12 protein-coding genes are annotated in these 22,657 nt (G+C 39.2%); all 12 read right to left on the reverse strand.

Annotated elements, in window-relative coordinates; all coding sequences use genetic code 11:
• Positions 1-6 precede the first annotated feature (6 nt).
• Entirely contained in the window at positions 7-4,326 is a 4,320-nt protein-coding gene (locus tag ACJJI0_RS11100; protein ID WP_444882599.1) for a hypothetical protein, read from the reverse strand.
• Positions 4,327-4,616: 290 nt separating this feature from the next.
• Positions 4,617-5,453, reverse strand: coding sequence for a class I SAM-dependent methyltransferase (locus ACJJI0_RS11105; protein ID WP_444882600.1), 837 nt, complete (start codon positions 5,451-5,453; stop codon positions 4,617-4,619).
• Positions 5,454-7,021: 1,568 nt separating this feature from the next.
• Positions 7,022-8,542 (reverse strand): heparinase II/III domain-containing protein, encoded by a 1,521-nt coding sequence (locus ACJJI0_RS11110; RefSeq protein WP_444882601.1) that lies wholly within the window; start codon positions 8,540-8,542, stop codon positions 7,022-7,024.
• An 8-nt stretch (positions 8,543-8,550) separates the two neighbouring features.
• Positions 8,551-12,735: a glycosyltransferase gene (locus ACJJI0_RS11115; RefSeq protein ID WP_444882602.1), complete on the reverse strand. Its 4,185-nt coding sequence runs from the start codon at positions 12,733-12,735 to the stop codon at positions 8,551-8,553.
• A gap of 59 nt (positions 12,736-12,794) precedes the next feature.
• Complete coding sequence (gene wecC, locus ACJJI0_RS11120; protein ID WP_444882603.1) at positions 12,795-14,072, reverse strand: UDP-N-acetyl-D-mannosamine dehydrogenase; 1,278 nt, start codon at positions 14,070-14,072, stop codon at positions 12,795-12,797.
• 57 nt (positions 14,073-14,129) lie between these two features.
• Positions 14,130-15,275, reverse strand: a complete 1,146-nt coding sequence (gene wecB, locus ACJJI0_RS11125; protein WP_444882604.1) for a non-hydrolyzing UDP-N-acetylglucosamine 2-epimerase — start codon at positions 15,273-15,275, stop codon at positions 14,130-14,132.
• Between the two features lie 28 nt (positions 15,276-15,303).
• Positions 15,304-15,786 carry a hypothetical protein gene (locus tag ACJJI0_RS11130; protein ID WP_444882605.1) on the reverse strand — a complete coding sequence of 161 codons (483 nt, stop codon included), beginning with the start codon at positions 15,784-15,786 and terminating at the stop codon, positions 15,304-15,306.
• A gap of 707 nt (positions 15,787-16,493) precedes the next feature.
• Complete coding sequence (gene rfbA / locus ACJJI0_RS11135; RefSeq protein ID WP_444882606.1) at positions 16,494-17,408, reverse strand: glucose-1-phosphate thymidylyltransferase RfbA; 915 nt, start codon at positions 17,406-17,408, stop codon at positions 16,494-16,496.
• A 141-nt stretch (positions 17,409-17,549) separates the two neighbouring features.
• Positions 17,550-19,193, reverse strand: coding sequence for a polysaccharide biosynthesis/export family protein (locus tag ACJJI0_RS11140; protein ID WP_444882607.1), 1,644 nt, complete (start codon positions 19,191-19,193; stop codon positions 17,550-17,552).
• A gap of 87 nt (positions 19,194-19,280) precedes the next feature.
• Entirely contained in the window at positions 19,281-20,528 is a 1,248-nt protein-coding gene (locus tag ACJJI0_RS11145) for a KpsE/RkpR family capsule polysaccharide export protein (protein ID WP_444882608.1), read from the reverse strand.
• Positions 20,521-21,240 (reverse strand): ABC transporter ATP-binding protein, encoded by a 720-nt coding sequence (locus ACJJI0_RS11150; protein WP_444882609.1) that lies wholly within the window; start codon positions 21,238-21,240, stop codon positions 20,521-20,523. Before ACJJI0_RS11150 ends, ACJJI0_RS11145 begins: the two co-directional genes overlap by 8 nt.
• A complete protein-coding gene (locus ACJJI0_RS11155) occupies positions 21,237-22,028 on the reverse strand; it encodes an ABC transporter permease (RefSeq protein ID WP_444882610.1) in 792 nt (263 codons plus the stop codon). The genes ACJJI0_RS11150 and ACJJI0_RS11155 overlap by 4 nt, the downstream gene beginning before the upstream one ends.
• Positions 22,029-22,657: the final 629 nt, after the last annotated feature.

Raw genomic sequence — 22,657 nt, forward strand, 5'->3', positions numbered from 1 at the left:
ACCAATTTAGCAGGGTAGCGGCTGACGCCCCTCCTTCCTTCCCATAGAGATATAGTGCACCAACGGATTAAAACCGCTACCTTTTACATCTGGATTGCTATCCAGATACCACTGGCTATCAAAGTCAGGGCCGGGATTACGCCCTTCAAAGGCCCCCAACTGCAAGTAATGCAATGCGGGATTGCTCGCAGAGCTTTTATCTTCTGCCACGTCGGGATAGGCATCTAGATACCATTCTGCATTAAATAAGCCAGAACGGTTGATTTGATCCAGTTCCTTTTTTTGCTTGCGTATTTTTTTAGCACGCTTACCGAAGGGTACACTGACTTGAAAAGCAGAGTTTATGGCTGGTGAACTCCTGTCCGTTGATGGCCCTTCCATATCCCCCTCCATTTTGGCACGCAGGGTGACCACTTCCTTCTCTTTTTCTTCCAGTAAACGTGTTAACGAGGTCAACTCATTAAAGCGTTCATCAATTGAATTTTTTGCACCTGAAAGGTCAGATTTTAGTGATTGAACTCTAAGCTGCAATTGTTGCTTCGTCTTTAATAGAGTATCCCGCTCCATTTCAACTGACTTTAAACTCGTCTCCAGCTGCTTACAGCGGGAGTCAAGATCTTTCTGGGTTTTATCTAAATTTTGTTTTGCCTGAAAAAAGGTATCTCGCTCCTTTTCAACTGACTTTAATCCAAACTCCAGACTATTACAACGGGTGTCAAGGGCTACCCGGGTTTTATCTAAATTCTTTTTTTCATGTAATAACTGCTGTAACTGCTCCTCTACAGACTCGAGAGATTGTTCAAGCTGATGGATGCGCTTCTGTGCCTTTTGTCCCTCTGTATCCTTCTTCGAAAGTTCTATTTGAAGTTCAAGGCTTCTCTCCTGCAACTGACGCTCCTTAGCACTTAGAGCGCTCTCCAGTTGCTTAATACTGTCTGACGAAATACGCTCTTCTTGTTCGTGTAGCGCTACCAATTCAATCTTCTCCTGCCTTACTTTTTCGAGCAATTCAGTAAGCGTAGATAGTTCATGGTAGCGCTCCTCTAGAGATACTTCTTTCTTCTCAATTGCCTTTTCTAAAACATTGATTTGCTCTTCAAGTTGACTCTTATTTGCCATAGCATCATCAAATTTATATTTGATTTCCGCGAGTTCATTCTCTAACTGTTTAGTCCTTAGTTGTGCTTGTTTCCACTCGTCATGCAGAGTCTGAGTTCGTTTTTCCAAATCATAATTTTCTTTAGCAGCACTCTCAGACAAATACTTCAACTCCGCAAGTTCTCGCTCCAACTGACTAGTATGATCTTGATTCTTTTGACACTTCTGTTGCTCCTTCTCCAAGACAAGTACTCGTTCAGCAAGCTTGGCTTTTTCCGCAACTATATTTTCTGATTTATGCTTGAGCTCTACTAGACTCTGCTCCAACTGCTCCGCTAAATTTTGTGCTTGCTTACGTTGCTCCTCCTCCTCTTCAAGTGCTTGCATCCATTCATCAAGCTCACCTTCTTCTGCCAAGGCTCTCTCCAGCTGATCTTCAAGTTTAGCGAGATCCCACTCCAGTTTTTTTGCACGATCTTCTGTCTGTCTCCAATTTTCCTGCTCTTTTTCTAAAGTTTTTACGTATCCTTCGAGCTCACTTTTTTCTGCAACAAGGTTCTCAGATGCTCTCTGGAGTTCAGCGAGATTCCACTCCAACTGTTTCGCATGACTTTTTGTATGATGCCACTGTTTCCGCTCTTCATGGAGTATTATTAACTGGCCCTCAAGATCATTATTCTTGGAAGTAGTGCTCTCGCACTCTTGCTTAAGTTTAATGAGCTTTTCTTCCAAAACTACTGCTCGGTCTTGTGTCTGCTGCAACAGCTTATATTGCCCCCGTAATTTATGAATCTGCTCCTCTAGTTTCTTCTTATCTAAAGCACTATTTTCATACTTATATTCTAGTGCCGAAAGATTTTTTTTCAGCTGCTCAACATGGCTTTGTGCCTGCTGTCGCAATTTCTGCTCCTCCTGTAATTTTTGCAGCTGCTTTTCGAGTTTATCTTTCTCTGAAGCATACCTTTCAGATTCTTGTTTTAGACAAACAAGCTTCTTCTCCAGCAGTTCAACACGACTTTGTGCTTGTTGTCGTAGCTGCTGCTCTCCCTGTAACGCTTTCAACTGATTTTCAAATTTATTTTTTTCTAAAGAATACCTCTCGGATTCTTGCTCCAGCTTAACAAGCTTCTTTTCTAACTGTTCGACACGACCTTGTGCCTGTTGTCGCAATTGCTTTTCTCCCTGTAACTCTCGCAACTGCTCTTCAACTTTTTTTGCCCCTAAAATATTAATCTTGGAATTTTTCTCTAGTTCCGCAAGCTTCTTTTCTAACTGACCCACACGAGTTTGGGCCTGCTTTCGTAGCTGTTGCTCGCCCTGTAATTTTTGCAATCGCTCTTCGAATCTTTTTTTCTCTAAAGCATACCCTTCAGATTTTTGCTCTAGCTTAGAAAGCTTATTTTCCAATTGTTCCACTCGGCCCTGTTCTTGTTGTCGAAGCTGTTTTTCTCCCTGTAGTTTCTTCAGATGCTCTTCGATTTCACACTTCTCTAAAGCAATAATCTGAAACTCTCGCTCTAGTTCCACATGTTTCTTTTCAAGATGCTTCGCTCGGTCTTGTGCTTGCTTTCTTAACTTTTGTTCCCCCTCAAGTGTTTGCACTTGCTCTTTGAGTTCGCGATTCTCTAAAGCAGTATTCTCAGATTTTAGCTCTAGTTTCGTGAGATTATTTTCCAGTTGATCTAAATGACTTTTTTCCTGTTGTCGCTGTTTTTCCTTCTCAATCATTTCGGATTTCAGAACATCGTTAAGGGCTCGCTGGGTGCTTAGTGCATCTTCTTGCCTATGAAGAATCACCTCTAGCTCCGATCGTCTATGTTCACTTTCCTCCAACCTTCCCGTTAATTCTGTGAGCTCTTGGTTCTGCTGCCCGCGAGATTCCCGTTCCTTTGAAAGTTCCAATTCCAGCAACTGTAACTGCTTACTAAGCGAGCTTATTTCCTTTGTCTGTGACAGCCTCTCCGAGGCGTTTCGAGCAATATCTTTTTGCAATTGCTCAAGCACCTTGTTTCTTTCGGCCAGCTGTTTTTCTAGATCTTCCAAACGAGCTGAAAGCACAGCTCCTTCCACCTGTCGCTGATCAAATAGTTCTTTCAGGCGTTGCTGTTCAGACTGCGCCTTACTCAGCTCCTCAGCACTATATTCCGAACGAACCTGATATTTCGCCAGTTCGTTCCGCTCTTCAGCAATGCTAGCGTGCAATTGCAAAAGCTGCTGGTTGCGTTCATCCACCTGCCGGAATTGCTCATCAAGGCGCTGTCGAAGCTGTATAACTTCGGACTTCAATCCGTCGCGGAACTCCTGCAATATGCTAACCCGCTCAGCCAACTGGCCACGCTCTTGAGCATGCCGCTCCGCAGACTGCTCCATGCGCTGACTAAAACTAGCCAAGTCCCGCTGCTTAGATTCCAGTTGGATGCGTGCATTTTCATAGTCGGTGTTTAATTTCTTCAGCTCACCCTCTTGCTTTGCAAGACTAGCTTCCAGAGCTTGTGTCTTCTGCAGGTAGTCACTGGCCTGAAGAGCATCTTTACAAGTCCGCCCTAAACGGGCAAAAACATCCCGTACTACCTGCTGGGCCGAGTTTGATTCGCTACGCTCAAACAACTTAGCCAGCATCGGGCCCAGGTCACCTCCCACAGAAACGGCACCCAACCCTTCACCGTGGTGGAAGGTAAAGGTTGAGTACTCTTGCGCCAGAACTTTAAATGCCCTGAAAGTTTCCCACCCCGAGCCTCGTTTCGAAATACCGGGCATCAGCACAAGACCACAAGTTGACATTTTCGACATCCAGCGAGACAACAGACCCTCCAGATCCTCTTCGACCGTAGGGTTCAATATCAGCAGATCGACACTGTCATCTTCGAACTGGCTCGCGACCTTAATAGAGGGGCTATCGAGTAGAAAAGAGAAACTATCAAAATGTTGAACATGATAAGCTAGTATCTCTGCCTGGAACGGAGAGACGTTCTCTCCATGTTCCTGGTAGGTTACATAACAACTAGTATCCAATCGCAGCCGCTGTACGGCTTGGCAGAGCGCGAAATGAGCTACGCCGGCTTCCATCCCCAAGGTCATCGTTATCCGGGGTTGATGTGCCTCAATCAACCAGAACAGAAAGGGCACATGCTCTAGCCATGAAGAAGAACGAAGGTAATCCGGACTCCAGAACATAGAACTCTGAGCCAGAGAATTGATTGCCGGTTTAATCGCCAGATCAGATTGCATTTTCGTCAGTTCCTTTGTCGAAATTTAATACTAATCAAAATCAATTAAGATCACGGCCCAGGCTTGCCTAGGCGACTATCACTTATCGAACTTATGAGATAGGTACTCACAGTATTCTTCATAGCTCAAAATACTCGAGGCATATGTCATGCTGCTCAGTTCTAACGACATTGATAACTCTTTTAAATTAGCGAATAGATTCCATCGCTGATGTATGAGCAGTTCTGCTTAAAGATCGCTAATGTGTAGGCAACGCTCATCCCTTCCTACAATCTTCATAAAACGAAAACTTAGCCCCAGACCGAGAACACATCATCTTGAGAAGTTAATAGAGTTCCAGTGAACGACGACTTTAATGAGACAGTGCTATTCGGTCGCGTTAACCGTCCTAGACCTTTCTCCAACGCAAGGTACTCCAGCTCAAACCCATGATTCTGCGCCCAGCGTTCACAAATATCCCTTTCTTCCTGGCGAATGGTGTCGTCCATCCAAACTTCGGCCTTTGGAGAAAGGCAGTTTAACAATGCTGGTAATGCCGGATAGCGACTGTGCAGACAGGTAGCTCCTGGAGGACCATCCACCCAGAGAAGATCTACACTTTCGGCCCCCTCCAACAGTGACTGTGGATACCAGCGTGAAGGCTTTTCTGTATCCTCGGAGTTTAGATGCTCACCCTCCCAGGGTATTAAGTCCCCAATACGTAGATCTACCCATGACTGTAAATACTCAGCCTCCAACGTCGCCAGTGTCCGCGCGCCATAATAGTCACTGTGCTCAATAGAGATTAATTTCCCAATGCCATTTTGACGTAATGCATCGGCGATAACCAACGTAGAGGCACCACTTCCGAACTCCACCACCAAATTTGGTCGGGAGGCCATAATGTGCGTATGCAGGTGCAGGAGTACATCCGGTGAAGCAGCCCAACCACGTAGAGGGGGTAATTGCCCCTTGATGGATAAACGACGTTGTAGCCAGCTCAGACTTTCCAACTGCATATAGAGGCGATTCTGAACAGTAATCATGTCACGAGTAAGCTTATTTGAATGTTCTTTTCCAGCTTGAATGAGCCTACTTTCGAGACTCTCCAGCATATTAGAAAAATCATCCAATTTATATTCAGACATAACAAGCAGCAACTCCGTAAAATATTAAATGTCCAGATACGTAGAGCCAACTTGGCCTAATTAATTACGGCATTCCACAACTAACATAAAACTTACCATTATTTATTTCAGTAACCAAATAGTACTTGGCCTCGAGTAATAGCTACAATTCCCTTATACTGCAAGCAGATCATCTTGCGGTCCCTTAAATAACTCATTCTGTGGACTTCCACCCCAGCTCATTCCAGGTCTACTATTCAGACGATCCATTTTAAATTGAACCTGTCCGCCTGTTACTTTATTAAAATCTGTATCCTTTAGTAAATATTGTCGAATGAGCCTATTAGAGTTTTCGTTGATCCCTTTCATCCACGATGAATACATGTGTGAAAAATAAATATCGGCATCTAAACCCTACATAACCCTTTCATAACCAAAAAATTCAAGACCATTATCGGAGGTATTTATCTTGATTTCATCTTTGAAGCTCACCATATGACTAATCGCTGCTTCAGCCAATAAGTCTGATCGTTTATTTGTCAACATAACAATAACAGTAAAAACAACTTACGCTCATCCATAGTCGGCAAAACTCAGCAGCGCCCATTGCCCATTGCCCATTGCCCATTGCCCATTGCCCATTGCCCATTGCCCATTGCCCATTGCCCATTGCCCATAAAAGTATCGCCTTTCAAGTCATTTATGCAATGCATTCGGTCAATAACCGATGGCTGATTAACTATATTCTCTCTGTTTTTTACCTTTCCGCGCCGATCACACTTACCAAAGTTCTTCAAGTTGAGTTTTGATGTAATCCTAAGATACTTGTATGGGTCTGCACCACCTGTCTGATCTATATAAATCAGCTGTTAGATAGTCTAGTGATGTAACGATACAGCCGTATGCAACCTCAAATAGCTGACCGTCTGGTGAGGATTTAATTCTTTCCGTGTTAGAATTTGTATTTTGCCATACACCACCTGTGAATTTCTGTACCTTCTTCACTTGCCGGTGCCTTAGATCCGAAAGCTTAAGTACTTGCCCTGGGCGATATCCTCACAAACTCGTATGCGTTTTAGCTCTCAACTGATCATCGAGAGATACCTATCCAACAATTCTGTAATTGCTTTCTGAGAGTATCCGACTTTTCTCAGGCTGTATATCTCGTATCGTTCGCTCTCACTCAGTTGGTAGCAGTTCATCAGTGTCTTTCTCTTGGTAGAGAAATAGCGACTCTAATAGCTGAGCCCTTCCTTACCAATTGGACTAATTATCAAAAAATAAGATCATCTGTATAACTCCTTGAAAACAAATTTAACCTCAAAAAAAACTTAATTCACACATTGAACTTTTCAGTTAAGCAAAAAATAAACTTCACGTGCAATTAAAACATTAATTGAAAAACAAATACAAACAGACAACCTAAACATGTAGTCAAGAAATTATTAAAATTAAAACTTTACTTAACTTTTGGCCCGCCAGTAAGGCACACCCACATACCATATAATAGTTAAAACACTATAAATTTTTATCCTTAGAAAAACCAAGTATTTTCCTTTCACATCCACTACAACATTAAGGTCAAAAATCTACCCCAAAATACTAAACTCTGAAACCACCTCAAATAATCCCGCATTAGATGTTAAAATCAAACTAGGAGACAACTCCTTCAATCCTGTACCACTTGTAACAAACCTTTCAACATTTTCAATTTTTATATCTGCATTTGTGACAATATTTAAAACAATAGAAGTCTCACCTTTAAAAACCTGAAAACTATTACCCTTTAGTTTTTCTAATCGGATCTCTGGGGCAAAATGGAAGCAAAGAGACCAATCAGAGCTTGAAATAATTTTATCTTTTAAATTAAAAGAATTGTCATAGGTAATAACATCCCTAGTAAAGCAGGATTTGTCAGCAAGGTATGCCCCTTCCAGAGAGGTGAATTTATTACTTACAAATACTTTCTCATGCACGGGGTTTGGTTCAGCACCACAAAATGTAATAGTATTATGTGCCAGGCTTGTACGAAACCATTGATACCTCAAAGAGTCACCATATTTATATGGTCCTCCTGAGTCAACCAGTATCATTCCCATATCCTTAATCCATAGGTCAACATGCAAAGGTGAATAGTGACCATGTGAACTTTCAGCATTGTGGCTAAGGATATGATAGTGAAACCTATCATTTTCAGAGGCTCCTCGGAAATGTCCTATTCTCTCTAAACCTTTCCATAATAACTTTCGATCCTTAGAAGTAAGAGATGGCGCCCCACCCTTAAGTCCTATCGGTGTATCGCCAGAAGCTGGAAATTCTCCATTAGGAAAAGCTAAGGCGGACATGTGTCTACCTTTTTTCTTAACTATATCTTTAATGTTCAACCTATTATCTATAAAATTATCACCTATTTCAGATACAAAATTAGATACAAGTTCTAACAAGATAATATCAAAGTTATAATAGGCAATGGATTGCTCAACAGCTACACCTGTTTCTAAATCGATCAACTCTAGGAAAAATTTTTCTATTTCCAAGAGAAATTTATTTGATGAAATCTTATTTTTCTTATAGACTTTTTCTAGGCAATACTTAGCACAAAGATGGAATATTCGATGGTTATTCCTTTTCCATTTATCTGAAGATACCAAGATATCTAGATTTTTTGTTAGTGACTTTAAGTGTTCATCTATTTTTAAAAGAAGAAATTCATCATCTATTACCTCTTTAACATATAAAAGTGCACATGCACGTTCAGACAATGCATGATCATCCCATATCATTTCTCTACTGTTAAAAGCAGGCTTCGATTTTGCATACTCAAATACATCTATCAATATTTTCCTTACTGCTCCCCATCCCTCTAGATTCTTAAAATCACAAAAACCAACCCAAACCAAATCAAAAAAATACAACTGAAGGGACTTGGGAAGCTGAAAAACTTGCTTTATGGTATCTTCGTTTACATTCAACAGAACATGCTTATGAGCGGGATGTACCTTGATAGATACTCTATCTGTGCCGCCTTCGTAAACTATAATTTCATCATCACTAAGAAAGTCATTTGCATGCTTAATCCACTCAGCATATTTATAGGGCTTCTTTTTCACGGGCCACCTTAATTAACATAACTTTCAAAGTCTTTATTATAGAGATCACATATTTTTTCTAATATACCAACAGCTCCTTCATAATCTGACTTAACCACATCATTTAACTTAGTGAGATACCATCCAGTCATAAAATTATCAAAGTGAGACTTTACAAAGTCATTTAACAGGTCATTATTTCTCAAGAACTCTACCTGCTTTTTTTCTAGAATAAGTTTTTTCTCAAAATAACTTAGGTCAATTTTATTTGTAATCGAGTCGGAACGATCTGCATAGTAAATAATGAATGCATCGCAATTGAAACCTCCACAATTAGCCTTTGCGATCACCTCCCATCCGAAAAGAGTATCTTGACCTGCTGACTTCTCTACAAAGCGTATTTTATTTGCATCTAAAAATTTCTTTGAAATAACAGCTGATTGTGTAGCTATTACAGGAAAACGACCACGATTGAAGTACCCTTTCTTGAAATCCTTAATAATACTAAGGCGCTTAGGAGTATGCTTGCCAATTGTTTTAACGTCTTCAGCAACTTTTACATGATAGCCAGAAATAAACTCTACCGGCTCATCAGATAATTGGTTAGCTTCTAAGTATAATTCCGTCAGTAAATCATAAGCGCCGGGCGCAATTTCATTATCTGGATCAAGGAAGGTAATCAATGGTGCTGTTGCCATGTCAATCCCCTGATTCCGAGGGCGAGAGGCGCTGCCACTGCCACTGCCATGATTAAACCTGGCTTTGACATTAGGATGAATGGATTTCATATACTTTAGGATTTGCAATGTTTCCTGGTCATCAGATCCATCATCCACCAGTATAACTTCCATTTCAGGCCAAAGTTTATTACGCTGTAGACTTGGGATACATTTACTTATCAAAAACCGCCCATTGTTATAGACAGGAACAATGACGGACAACTGATAGGATCGACACTGAGTGGAGTGCCGCTTCATATAACGAAGAAAATTTATCTCGAACGGATCGATACTATAACCATTTTTAAATATAAATTTTCTCTCTTCACAATAATCAGATAAATGATCTGGATGTAAGAACTGCGCACTGAATAGAGATAGAGCTTTGCCGCTACACAGCTCTGTGTATTCATGTTCTTTACCAAAAACATACTTTCCACTTTTATCGAAGTGAGAATTTTTCGTTATATAGCGGGAGTTTGTATACTTGAAACCATTTAGCAAGTCGTTAAGGTAGTTTTTCTCATAATCATTAGCTGTGCTGAACCAACAGAAGTATCCAACATTTTGGTCTTCTTTAATTATTTCCCATTTTTCCAGCTCCGACTCTTCAATTAATATTTTTCTAGGATAGGCCTGAGCTTTAAATGAGCGTATTACCTCATCTGTCTTTTCTGTACAAATAACGGCAATAGTTGTATCAATTTTTTCTGTTTTTTTAAGTCCAATATTTTCAAGCATCGTCGATACAACCTGATAGCTTGTTTTATTATTTAGTACCTCACGTATATTATTTATATTTATAGAATACTCTTCCCAGGTCTCATCCCTAGTAAAGTCAAAGCTCATGTTCTGCTTAAATGGTACAATACGAACTCCTGGAAACTTATTAAAAACTGAGTTAGCATAATTTGATATCAGCCCATTTCCTTGTGCTTGCAGCTCATAGACTCGCATAGCACACATAGTGGGACTCTGTTTAATAGAATTAAAGTTCAGATTATATCTAAACAGCTTATGGAGTTTTTGTAGAACAGTATGCTGAACAGGCGGTAACACGGAAAGCTGGAAACGTTCAGGAAAAATAAGATCTTCTGTATCTGCTCCGAAGTTACGGTCTGCAATAAGTAGTTCGCCTCCAGAACCTACAATTGAGTCAAATATGATCTCCATGTCTTCACAGCGCTCTTTATAGCGTCGCGGATAGGAGCCAGCAAAGAAAGCAGCATTCCTCGTTTTTCGTCGACAACCAATTGGATTATTCAGTTGTGGGTTTACTCCATATTCTCCAAAATATACACGGTCATGATTCAGCTCCTTCTTATAGCGCTCAATACAATTCGTGTCCGTCGTCAGGATATATTCGAACTTCTCAGCCACTGGCAAAAAATATTCAAAATTTGAAGGATCCTCTATTGTCTGAAAAACAGTTTTTATGTTGTGCTCTTTAGCATAAGCTAAGATCTTATCCAGAGCTTTCTTAGGTTTTTCTCTAAATTTAACACCTCGCCACTCTTCATTATCGATTCCCTTCCAGCAGGTAGTATAAATTATGATATCAAGCCCCTGTTCAAGCATGTCTGGGTAATTCGTAGGGCTGAGATATTTAACCGTGGTAAAAACATCCTTATAGAAATTGTACATATAAATATCAGCAATCACACCCACCCGGAAATTATGTTTGGTGTAGTATTCACTACCATTGCTATCCGGGATGGCCTTAGCCTCCTTCAGAGCCTGATTAAAGGAGTCGATGTACTTAGATTGCTCTGAACTTTCTCTTATCCGATCTTTTGTTGAGATTAGCTTGTAGTCTCCGTCAAGTATTAATCCTGACTTGCATCCAAACGCAACGAGATTAACAGAAACATGAGTCGCACCTGGTGGGCATGTAAGTGTATAAGTTTTAAGCTTTGCATCTTTAGACTCAAATGTTTCTACATAGAAGTAAGAACCAAATGCCTTTGATTTTGCCATTCCTTTATAAGGCTTTGGTAAAGTAATGCCTTCTTTGTTGTAGAAGCTAACATCCGCAACTGCGCCTTTTGGGTTAGCTCTGTCATTGGAAACACACTTAATGGTAAGTGAGTACTCTTCTCCCTCGTAAACCATTCGCTGTATTTTAAAGCTCTTACCAGTGCTGATTGGTATATTATCAAGTTTTTCAGATTCAGTTTTTATTTCGTCCTTATCTATACCCAGACTAGGTTGTTTGGTATATTTTTTTAGAGGACTAAATTCAGTAATTAAGTCCAGTTTCTTATCGATAAAAGCATCTACAAATGGCTTTACATTATATTGAAGGGAGTTTTTATTTTTCTTAACTTTGGCTGAAAGAATTGCTTGAATGCTATTTACTAAGCTATCCACTATACCTGACTCAAATGTCACTACATTGTCATTATTTATTGCATACTCAGTTAGTGGTGCGACATTCGACACAACTAGCCTCTTACCATAAGCTAATGCTTCAGCGACCTTCAATGGAGGCACTAAATTACTCACTGGTAAAGACTTTCGTGGAATGACTACTGCATCGATCAATCTATAGTAATCCTCTACCGCCTCATGAGGAACACGGCCAATTTGAATTAACCAGGGTTTATCGAGGGGTAATTTTCTTGGTTTTATTACCTCCGTTAACATTTGGTCATCGCCCACTAGGAGCAGTTTGATTTTCTCACCCTGGTCAATTAGATCATTACAAGCATGAATAAGGATATCAACTTCTTCATATGCGCTGAAACTTCCGACATAACCAATTACCTTATCATTAGATAGAATACCCAACCGCTTTTTCAAAGCTGGATCAGCATAATTAATTCTAGGCAGCTCACTGACACCATTAGGTACAATATCAATTCTATCAAAATCTATCCCTCGCTTGATCAACTCTGACTTCATCTCCTGATTGAGAGTGAATACTCTTAAAGCCTGCCTTCCTAGAAAGCTATTGCGCTCAGCTTCCACTCTGAATCCTGTAGTACTTTCGTAACCTGGCTCACGTGCAGCACGCGAGAACTCCCAAAAACCACGCACCTCATTAAAGAACGGCAAACCAAATCGCCTGGCAGTAACCCATGCTGGCAATCCTACGATATAGTCAGAAGCAGCCAATACTATCTCTGGACGATAGACTTTAAATAGCTCGGTAAAAAGCGTGACACTTGACTCTAAATGTGCGATCTCTTCTACTAACGTTTGATCATTAGGCCAACGACTGTGGATATATCGCACTCCATCAATCACTATTTCAGGCTTAATTGTGATTTTTGATTCACACAACTCCCATGGGCGACCGGGGCGAATAAAGCATAACGTCTCAAAGCCTTGTTTATTCAAAGACTTAGCAATTCCCTGCGTTCGTACCGCATAACCATTACTGGCGTAACTTTGTCCGTGGCTAACCATGTAGGCTATACGCCCTCGAATAGGGGTATACGCTTTAAAAGAGTGATCTGCAAGAACTTCAGCGTGTTTTAACAGTTCATCCATAAAACTCATTCCAACAGTTAGCAAATTAAAGAATACAATCAGTTATAAGTGGCTGTTAATCAGTTGAGGAGGCCCACTGCATCAATTACGATACTCTTACTTGCAACGGATTCAGCTTGCTCTATAAAAGCGCTATGCTTGACGAGAACACAAACCACATCTGCCTCAGACAATGACTGTTCTAAAGAGGTGAGCCCTATATTCATGTACTTTAGATTTTCTGATAAAGATTCAATATTGGGCTCAACGATCTGTACTTGGCATCCAAACTCAGCAATTTTCTTTACAATACTCAACGCAGGGCTTTCACGAAGATCATCAATATCTGGTTTGAATGCAATACCGAGGCAGGCAATTACAATATCGCGGGAAGTATAACCCGGGTTTTTCTGTAATAACCTCTGCAGGATTTCTTTGACTTGATTCACTACCCATTGCGGCTTAAAATCATTAACCTCACGTGCGGTTCGGATCAGTTTAGCTTCCTCAGGACAAGAATCGACGATAAACCATGGATCTACAGCAATACAGTGGCCACCCACTCCTGCTCCTGGCTCGAGAATATCTACACGAGGATGGCGGTTTGCCAGGGAGATCAATTCCCAAATATTGATGTCTAGGTTATTGCAGATGACAGATAACTCATTGGCAAAAGCAATATTCACATCCCGAAAGCTATTCTCGGTGAGTTTCGTCATTTCAGCTGTCCGAGTCGTTGTCACTAAACACTCTCCTTCGACAAAAACTTGGTATAGAGCCTTAGCAGCCTCAGAACATTTTGGGGTCATACCACCGATTACGCGATCATTCTCTACCAATTCACGAACCACTTGCCCCGGCAATACCCGTTCCGGACAGTGAGCTATACGGATATCTGAGTTTTCTCCATAGATCTGAGGAAAAGTAAGGTCCGGACGTGCCTTTGCAAGCCATTCAGACATTTTCTCGGTCGCTCCCACCGGGGAAGTTGACTCGAGCACCACTAAATCACCACATTTGAGTACTGGGGCCAGTTCTTTGGCGGCCGACTCAATATAGCTGAGGTCCGCCTTATGGTATTTACCATCACCAGAAATAAAAGGCGTAGGCACAGCGATTATGAATGCATCAGCTGGTTGAGGTTTAGTACACGCTTGTAAATAACCTTCTGTTACGGCTGCGTGTACTATCATCTCCAATTCTGGCTCTATAATGTGAATTTTACCCTTATTAATCGTATCCACAGCGTGCTGATTTATATCTACGCCTATCACCTTAATACCCCTTGAGGCAATTAAGGCAGCCGTAGGTAAACCAATATAACCTAGCCCAATGACAGAAATGGTTTCTATTTTCATAAAAATCTCATTATTCATTATATCCAAGCACAAATTTAAATGATGCCAAAAGAATTTTTATTGAGCGTTCGATTTCTGTATCTTTTGGTAATTAATCAATGTATTTATTATCCGGCTACATGCTTCGCCATCTCCGTATGGGTTATGTGCGAAACTCATTGTCTTATATGCTTTACTATCTGTAAGCAGCGTTGTAATTTCCCTATTAATAGTCTCAATATCAGTTCCTACCAGTTTTACGGTTCCGGCCTCAACAGCTTCGGGACGCTCAGTATTATTCCGCATAACAAGTACTGGCTTACCTAAGGATGGTGCCTCCTCTTGAATACCACCAGAATCGGTAAGAATAATATTAGATTTATTCATAAGGTACACAAAGGGTAAATAATCCAGAGGCTCAATCAAGTATATATTTTCTATATTCTTCAATAGGCGATTAACTGGTTCACGCACATTAGGATTCAAGTGTACGGGGTATACTATTTGACAATTCTGATTTGTTTTGGCTGTCAATACTAATGCTTGACAGATATGCTCAAAACCTAAGCCAAAGCTTTCTCGTCTATGTCCAGTTACCAAAATCAGTTTTCGATTTTCATCAATAAATTTAAATTTCTCGCGTAAACTATCGAACGTTGATTGGTCATCATCTAGTTTTCGTACCGCCATCAATAGAGCATCAATTACTGTATTACCCGTAATAAATATATTATCTTCACTCACGCCCTCAGCCAGTAAATTATATTTTGAGTTTTCCGTAGGAGAAAAATGAAGGGCTGCCAAAGCCCCAGTAAGTTTTCGGTTTGCCTCTTCTGGCCAGGGTGAGTAGAGATTACCCGTACGCAATCCAGCTTCAACATGACCAACCGGAATCTGTTGGTAATAAGAGGCTAAAGTTGTTGCAAAAGTTGTTGATGTATCACCATGTACCAGCACAATATCTGGTTTTACTTCCTTTAATATCTTACGTATTCCCTTCAAGATTGCTATACTTATATCTGTAAGGTCCTGACCTGGTTTCATCAGATTCAGATCATAATTTGGGCTTAATTCAAAAAGACTCAATACTTGATCTAGCATCTCCCTATGTTGCGCCGTTACGCAGATCTGTGTATTAAACCTCGGATCATCCCTTAGTTTCAATGCCAGGGGTGCCATTTTGATTGCTTCGGGTCGGGTCCCAAACACAATGAGTACATTCATATAAGTATTCCTTTACAAAAAGCAAAACCTACACTTTTGCATCCATAATTTGATATTCAAGTTCATGATAACGGCGGATATATATTTCTAGAAGGCGCTGAGTTTCATTTAGCTGGCTAATCTCAGCACCATAAAACTTTTCTTCTACTTCATGGGCCTGACAAAGAGAATTTTTTGCAACGTCAACTCCAATGTCTACCTTTTTATCCCCATTACTTTGTCTTACCGGCTGTATTTTGCGACCTTCGCGTCTACCAAAGCGCAAATAATGAACAAGGGGATTCACACCACTTCTTAGCACATCAGGATAATTTTCTAAGTAGCTAGCGGAACAAAAAAAACTTGAAGGACTTCTTCCCATGCGCCATCCGTAACGAAGATAGTGCTGCTCTGGGGAAAGCTTTATACGGTCCACATCCAAGTGCTGAGATTTATACCAATCTGCATCGAAGAGCGATGATTCCTTCAGCAACTGAACTTGATATTTTTCATCCATTTCTATTTTTGCCATAAATTATTAACATTAAGTTATGATATATTCATGGATTCTATGTAGATTTATTGACATTGATATTCAATATGTCAGTGACCAATAAAAATGGATAAACCTTCAATCAATAAACTACATATTCTGCTCATCAATTAAAAGCGACAATAAAAAGTACCAACGTCCATCTTTCCAGGCCACACACTAAACGAAATGCTTTTTTTAAAAGTCAATTAAGCTTTATTTAAAGCATAAGAGAACTGAAAATGGTAATTTAAACGACTGCTTATTAACTTTTTTCATGTTCAAAGAATGCTTTTCAACGCCAATTGATATGGTTTCCTATCAGCATATAAAGCTTCAGGTAGTACTATTTGGTCAGGCATCATAATTAATAATCTCTTTTACTTGAGGAGCTAATTACTACTGAAGAAATTATAGCTATAAATATTGTTTAGAATCTGATGAAACTATTAGTACATCAATTTAAACTCCAAATGTCCAATCAATGACGCGCCAAGTTATTTTAATTTATTCATACCATGCCTGACAGATCGCCTTAAGTATATAAACCATATATCTTATTATGAAAACCTTGTCTTCTCATAAAATTACAGTTAAAAACTTGACTTTCAAATCACTGTATAACTGATAGAGAAAATACAATAAGATTTTTAATTATATTACTCTTCAACTTCAAGCTTTCCCTGCTTTTGCAATTACGTGAATATTCAGCGACCAAAAGCATGATCTTTCAGGGATTCTCCTAACAGACTAATCAAATATTCACCATACCCACTTTTCATTAATAGTTTGGCCTGGATTTCAAGTTCACCTGCAGAAATAAATCCCTTTCGAAAAGCTACCTCTTCTGGACATGCTATTTTAAGCCCCTGCCTACGCTCAATAGTTTGTACAAAATGCGCAGCAGCAAGTAAATTATCATGGGTGCCTGTATCAAGCCATGCAGATCCACGTCCCATTAACTCAAGATTGAGTTCATCACGATCGAGATAAATTCTGTTAAGATCAGTAATCTCAAACTCTCCGCGACAACTTGACTTTATTTCTCTAACTAATTCACAGACTTTTTCATCATATAGGTACAAGCCGGTGATCGCATAGTTGGATTTGGGTTCTTTAGGTTTTTCCTCAACACTAACGACTTTACCATTAGCATTTAATTCAGCCACACCATAAGCACTTGGATCAGCTACTCGGTAACCAAATATTGTAGCTCCTTGAACTCTCGCATTAGCCTTATTTAATAGACTACTAAATTGATGTACATAAAAGATATTATCCCCTAAAATCAAGGCGCTAGGTTTATTGTTGACATGAGTACGACCGATAATAAAGGCCTCTGCAATTCCGTTCGGAGAAGATTGTATCGCGTAGGTTAAATTTATTCCCCATTGAGAGCCATCACCCAATAATGCTTGAAATAAATACTGATCTTGTGGTGTAGTAATAATCAGGATTTCACGAATACCTGCCAACATTAATGTCGTTAGCGGATAATAGATCATTGGCTTATCGTATACTGGCATTAATTGCTTACTGACACCTTTTGTCAGAGGATAGAGGCGAGTTCCTGTACCACCAGCTAGTATAATCCCTCTACGTCCATTATGAGTCGCAGTCACAATTCCTCCAATATATTATGATTCGAGTCTGGCCAAAGATTTTTTGGTACTGCTACTCTTTCGAGAAAAGTTAATTTGTATTTTCTTTAAACATAGTAATAGAGTCAAAGTTAAGTATATTTTCATTAATTTCTAAAAACTTCAGAAAGATAGGACTGCTGCTGTTCCAACAGCAATTCGATAAAGGATTTCTGTGATATCTTTTGTAACTTGTAATTCACTTGCGTTTATCTTTGGCATCACCATTATCTCATCTCCAGGGCGTAATCGATTCCCAGGGCGATTATCGAAATCTCTATCTTCAATACGCGTAATTGTTCCATCCAGATGCAATACCACTAATTCTTCACGATTGGCATTATTAGCAAATCCACCAGCTAGCTCTATATAGTCTTCCAAGGTATACTTTTTATTATAAATAAGAGATGTTGGAAATATAACTTCGCCAACTATGGACACTGTAGATGCTTTTAAAGGAACAATTATTTCATCGCCATCCTCTAGTAACATATCAGAAGCTCTAGGATTATCTGCGATAACAACCTGCCCCTTAGGTTTTGCTTTACGAGCTTGCTTAATGAAATTTTGAATCATCAAAGCATTATCTTTTTGAGTTTCCTTTTCAAGATCCGTTGTAGGCTGACGGGTCAAAACTTCCATCTGGAGCGCATCAAGCGATCTATCTAGTGCTGCTCTTTGCTTCTGAGCCACACTTTTTCGATAAAGTTGAATCGATTTTTGATCCGCATTCTCACGATAACTTAATTGAACCAATAATTCTTGAAGTGAAGCGCCATAAGGCAGTATATAAGTAGCGGGGCCGTCTAGTTCTCCAGAAACTAAGATTGATATTGACCGTACATCATTATCACGCACTAATTCGACCTCTGCACCAGGATACAGTCGAGTTGTCATTGCCTGAGATAAGGGTAAATAGTAAGCTTGTTGTACTCCATCAATAATTTGCGTGATACGTGCGAAGTTGGCTTGTGGGTCTGGTTTACTGACCAACAGCATCTCACCCAATTGAGTATAAGGACCTGAGAATTCCAATTGCGCAGCCTGTTGAACGGCTCCATCGATAGTAACAGAACCTTTTCTGGCCCCGACTACAATGACATCACCATTACGCAGCTGCAAAGCTGGCATAACACCATCAACTAAGAAATTATACAAATTAACCTGTTGAATTAACTCCCCTTGTCTAATCACTTTTATATCGACAAAGCTGCCACTCTCGGCGTCTACTCCACCAGAACTATCCAAGTAGTATAAGATCGAGTCGGAACTAAAACCATTATATAGCCCTGGATTATTCACATATCCAGTGACGAATACTTTTACAGGCTGACTAGCCTCAAGGTTTGCATAGGCTTGTACATTATTTTTGAAAACCCGTTTTACGTGGCGTAGAACAAAATCATTTAGATCTCCGTTTTGAACACCTCCGACATGTACCGGGCCCACCTCTGGGACAAAAATATTTCCCTTAGGATCAACTGGTAAAGTAGCACTAAAGCTATATGCTCCCCATAGTTGTAAATTAATCTGATCTCCAATTGTTATTCTATAATCAGGGTTAAATCCGTTGAAAGGTTGATCCTTAAATCCACCTTTAAAAAGCGTTTGCCCAAAAACAGGGACCTCAGATTGGTTTTTTTCACTTGTTTCTATTTTGTCTATAAGTTGTGTTTCTAGGGCAAAGACCTCACCACATGAGAAAACACTGAATATAATAAAAATAGATGCGAAATATTTAATTCCATCTTTACTGGTAAGTTTCATTTTTCAATTGAGCATCCTATCTTATAGATGATTCATATTTAAACCGTACACCCAAAACTAGCATTACACTTCATTTAACATATCTTTTTATATGCGATTATCTCTTATACTTGCTATTAGCATAACCACAATACCATACAATAGTAAAAGTATTATTGTGAGGCTCACTAAGTTATAAATCTTATGTGGGTATTCTGCCTCTTCAGCGAGTGATGGTTGTGTCACAACCATTAGATGTTTTAATTTACCAGAAGCCTCCATTCTCGCACTTTCCAGAGCCTTAAGTGATGCTGCGTAAGCATCAGTTGCAAATTGTAGATCTAATTCTAGATTCTGAAAGTGTGCACCTAATGTATTGAGCCTCTGTTCACCTTTCTCGTCACCTATACCAACCAATCGAACTTTTTCCAGTTCGATTTGATTTTTCAAGGCGTCAATTTCTGCTTGCATTGAAATTATTTGTGATGAGTCTGCATTTAGATACGTTTTGGCGGCTGTAAGTTTGGCACGTTCTTCGGCCAACCGAGCCTCCAAACTCTGGATAATACTGCTGATTCCCTTTGTTAGCTCTTCAGGACTTACCACATTATTACTATTTTGGAAATCCAAAATATCCTGCTTTGACATTCGGAGCTTGCTCTGCGCAAGTTCTACCTCATTCTCGACGAAGTCTACTTGCTTATCAGCAAGTTGGTTACTCAGTGCATTAACAAAGTTCTCAGATTTCAGTATTACCGTTTCAATAAGTAGCCGTGCAAAATTAGGATCGAAGGCCTGCATTTCTATAGTGATTATTCCAGTAGTTTCAGCATGATTTAACACTATGTGATTTCGATAATACTCTAGGTATTCTTCTTGAGTAGCATCAGTAGATAGGCGAGAAAATATATCACGCTTATTGCTTTTGTAGTATTCTGATAACTTCAATTCATTGTCCAAATACAAAGCCATATCTAGTGATTGAATGTAGTTCACTACCAGAAAAGAATCCTGATTGTCATTCCCTATTCCAGGAATCAAAAAGCCTAAGCCAGTCGATGCCCCCTGAGAAGATGCAGTATCTTTGACTATCAACTGTGCAATGCTTATATATCGCTCAGAAACAAAAAATACATAGTAAACAGCTACCAGAAATACTGGCATAAGTACGAATAACAAAAACCCAATATGCTTAAAGAGTAATGCTCTAATTTCCTTTTTAAATTTTTTTATAAAAATACTGCTTAATAGGGAAAACTTAACGAATGCCCTTCCTAGTTTATCTGTTATGGTCTGCAACGTTTCATTCATGAAATGAAATTTAAAAATTTGTACAGATTTAATCGACTTATTCATATTTATTCATTAATGTTTGCTCATTATTTTCTCTCTTCCCCTCTGAGCAATTAGGTATATCTGCTCGATATAAAGCAATCGCTTTCCCTATTGATTTACATATCTTTACGCCACCATTATCAATATAGAGGCCCACATCACAGCTTTTTCTTATAATTGGCATTGCATGTGTCACGATAATAAAATTAGATTTTTTTCGTTTCTCAGCAATAATTTCTTCACATTTACTTCGAAAGTGAGCATCACCCACCGACATTACCTCATCCACTAAATAAACATCAAAGTCCAAAGCAATACTCAGTCCGAAAGCTAATCGAGAACGCATACCTGAGGAATAGTTTTTTATTGGAGCATCAAAATAATTACCAATTTCTGAAAATTCTTGGACCTGTTTCATTACTTTGCGTTTCTCTTCCCTCCAAACACCATGTATTCCACAAACAAAAGCAACATTCTCTCTACCAGTCATACTGCCTTGAAATCCGCCGGACAATCCCATAGGCCAGGATATTCTTTTATCTGTTACAATCTTTCCAGAGTCTGGGTAGTCAATTCCGCCCATAATTCTTAATAAAGTCGACTTGCCTACTCCATTTCTTCCTAGAATACCTATATTTTTACCTTCTGGAAAATTAGCATTTACATTTTGAAATAAGATCTTTCGTCCATGGGGCGTACGGTATGACTTGGTAAGGTTTTCTAACTTGATCATTGACTTCTCACCAAATCTCTCCAATAAGCCCTGTAAGTTAATAAGCCCAACGCAAGCATACCTACTGAAGAAAAAATCAAATATTCAAAATTTGAAAATTTACCTTCGTAAGACGCAAATAAACCTTCTCTTGTAATTTCAATGACGTGTAATAAAGGGTTCCAAAGTAAATACTGATGATACTCCTCTGGGACTTGCTCCAGTGAGAAAAAGACCCCAGAAATAAAATATAGAGGCCTATTCACCAAAGGAATAACTTTTGACACCTCGGGATGCTTTTCACCAAGTACACATAACACCAAACTAAGACCAAAACAGAAACAAAAAAATAAAATATTTACTTCAAATAATAAAAGTATATCTCCAAAAGGAACATAAATCCCAATCCAAGCAAGTATAATCATTAGAGTAAACAGACAAAGTATGTAAACTGAAAACTCTAAAAAGACTCTTGCTATTACAGTATCAAAGGGTCTCAATTGCCGATAATTGAATAAGCCACGATTGGATGATACGGCCGTAATTCCTTTTGATAAACAGTGACTAAAAAACAAAAATGGTGCAATACCACCGAGCATAAATAATGTAGTTGGGATACTTGGATAAAAATTTCTTCCAATTAAATTGAAGATGGTTGCCAACACCATTATGTGTAAAGCAGGCTCTAGTAACGCCCAAGCATATCCGAGCCGCCACTTACCGAAGCGGGTCTTCATCTCGCGAATAAGGAGTGAATATATCACATCCCGTTGGATCTGCCAGTTTGAACGTTTGGCTATAGGGTTCATAGATAACATTTCTTGAATATCGTTCTATATAAACACTCTTATTATTGTGAGTGATGCTAAGGGTACACATATATATAGCGAATATTCCTGAGAATGCCACCTAAATCTCAAGTTGGCGCCACATTCTACTAAAATAAATCCTATTAGCTTCCTGAAGATTTTTGAATGGCGTGAATGTAATCTTAATGGGGTAATATTCGTGATCTAGAAATTCTATCTGTGTAGCTGGTAATACCGTACCCTATCCTCCCTATAATTTCATTCAATATTATGGTACTTAAAACAAGTTCGAAAGTGTAACACCCAATTTGTAAAACTAATGAATTAATTATTTTTATGATGGTGTTTTCCAGCTAGAAGTTATTTGGTAACATTTTATTACCCCTCTTAGCGTGAAAATTAAATGGCTGCTCCATTGTAAATTTTTATTTTCTATAGGATATATTTACAGAAATAAGCATCATTATTATCTGGTTAAATTAAGCCCTCAAATTTTTTATTGACTGCCTGGTCATTACCAAATATTAAATGCTACATTTAATATTTGGCAGACAACTTTAGATTCCAGCTAGAGATTCGTTAAACTATTTAATATTAACTATAGGTTGGACTCTCACAGGCTAGAAAAT

The sequence above is a fragment of the Microbulbifer mixtoriginis (SeqCode) genome, from assembly GCF_052466695.1.

What these genes read in the sequence shown, in the direction of transcription:
- ACJJI0_RS11100 (WP_444882599.1), bottom strand. Translation starts at nt 4,326, where the DNA reads ATGCAATCTGATCTGGCGATTAAACCGGCAATCAATTCTCTGGCTCAG.
- ACJJI0_RS11105 (WP_444882600.1), bottom strand. Translation starts at nt 5,453, where the DNA reads ATGTCTGAATATAAATTGGATGATTTTTCTAATATGCTGGAGAGTCTC.
- ACJJI0_RS11115 (WP_444882602.1), bottom strand. Translation starts at nt 12,735, where the DNA reads ATGGATGAACTGTTAAAACACGCTGAAGTTCTTGCAGATCACTCTTTT.
- wecC (WP_444882603.1), bottom strand. Translation starts at nt 14,072, where the DNA reads ATGAAAATAGAAACCATTTCTGTCATTGGGCTAGGTTATATTGGTTTA.
- wecB (WP_444882604.1), bottom strand. Translation starts at nt 15,275, where the DNA reads ATGAATGTACTCATTGTGTTTGGGACCCGACCCGAAGCAATCAAAATG.
- ACJJI0_RS11130 (WP_444882605.1), bottom strand. Translation starts at nt 15,786, where the DNA reads ATGGCAAAAATAGAAATGGATGAAAAATATCAAGTTCAGTTGCTGAAG.
- ACJJI0_RS11140 (WP_444882607.1), bottom strand. Translation starts at nt 19,193, where the DNA reads ATGAAACTTACCAGTAAAGATGGAATTAAATATTTCGCATCTATTTTT.
- ACJJI0_RS11145 (WP_444882608.1), bottom strand. Translation starts at nt 20,528, where the DNA reads ATGAATAAGTCGATTAAATCTGTACAAATTTTTAAATTTCATTTCATG.
- ACJJI0_RS11150 (WP_444882609.1), bottom strand. Translation starts at nt 21,240, where the DNA reads ATGATCAAGTTAGAAAACCTTACCAAGTCATACCGTACGCCCCATGGA.
- ACJJI0_RS11155 (WP_444882610.1), bottom strand. Translation starts at nt 22,028, where the DNA reads ATGAACCCTATAGCCAAACGTTCAAACTGGCAGATCCAACGGGATGTG.